1 protein-coding gene is annotated in these 1362 nt (G+C 68.1%); it reads right to left on the bottom strand.

Features of this window, described 5'->3' with window-relative positions; translation table 11 throughout:
- A partial coding sequence (locus tag A8M77_RS36375) for a hypothetical protein (RefSeq protein ID WP_202820704.1) occupies positions 1–1362 on the bottom strand: 1362 nt, incomplete at both ends.

The following is a 1362-nucleotide window of genomic DNA, read 5'->3' as shown; positions in this document are numbered from 1 at the left end:
GCCAACGTACGCGGCAGCCGCTCGAACAGCGCGGCCAGGCGCACGCCGGGCACCGCCTCGACTTGTCGGACCACGTCTGCAAATGCCGGCGGCGACGGCGCAAGGTCGACAGCGGCGAGTGCCGACAACGCGTTCGGCAGACGCCCCGATCGGATCTGCATGAAAAGCGTAGCCGCCGCCAGTCCATGGGCCAGAGCCTGTGTCGGGTCGCGCGCTGACCGCCTGAGATAGTTCGCCAGGCTGTAGTGGCTGATCGCACAAACGTCGGGGTCGCCGACCTGATAACTGTAGCCAAGTGCCAGCCGTTCGAAGTCCGCGGCCTTGTCCGGCGCGCCGGTCTCGTCCTCCAGATCGGCCAACAACGAGAAGACCATGCCCAGCCCCGAACGGTACCGCTCCGCTTCGAAGACCCGGCGGCAGTCAAGCAGCAGGGCGCGCGCGTCGTCGACGCGCCCGAGGCGTAGCAGGGGCGCAGCATCGTTGAAGCGATATTTCGCCAGCTCCAACGTGCTCGCGCCGCGGGCCTGTTTGGATCGGAGGCTCTCGTCATTCAGTTCCAGCGCATCCTCGTAGCGCTTCGAATACAGCGCGGCCGTGTGACCCGTGTCGAGCAGCCCTTCGCGCACGTTCCAGGGGTTCACAGTTTCGTCCACCTCGCTTTTCTCTGGTAGCGCGGCCATCTGCGGGCGCAGCCGCTCGACTGCCTTGTGCACCTCGGCGTAGCGGCCGAGGTCGGCGAGCAGTTGCAGGCGCTGACCCTCGTCGGCGAGCTGGGTCCAGGGGCCGAGCCCCGCATTGCGCGTGTCCTCTGCCTTTGCTTCGACGACCCGCAAGGCCTCATCTACCCGGCCAACGTTCCGCAGCAGGTTCATCAGATCGCTACCAGCCGCCGAGGCTACACCGTGCTGGCCCAACTTCCGGGCCCGGTCGATCACGTCGCGCATGCGGCGCTCGGCCTCGTCTTGACGGCCTGCCATCGCCAGGGTCTTGGCCAAGGTGCCCTGATCAAGAAGCTCCCGCTCGCTGCCAGCAGTGGCCTGGGCGATGCGTTCGAGCAGCGGCAGCGCGAAGGCAATCGTGTCCGGGCTCTCGTCGCGCTGCACGAGCCGTTCGAGGAGCCACGCGGCCTCACTCCACCCCTGGATGCGCATCAGGTACGGTACACCGCGGCGGGCAGCATCCGCCACCAGTGCCCCGCCGCCCTCGCTCTCGGCCTCCAGGCCGCGCGAGACGAGCGTGATGAAGAATCTGCCAAGCTCGATGTCGGTGGCCTGCAGCAGTTCTGCGCCGGCACCGGCCAGTGCCGCCTCGGCCACGCCGGGGTGGATGTCGTAGCGGACGCGTGTGGACTGCGCTGCGTCC

The organism is Variovorax sp. JS1663 (assembly GCF_002157355.1).
In the GTDB taxonomy this organism is placed as follows: Bacteria; Pseudomonadota; Gammaproteobacteria; order Burkholderiales; family Burkholderiaceae_C; genus Variovorax.
Note: the sequence above shows the minus strand (reverse complement) of the source record. Positions and strands in the feature narration are given on the sequence as shown.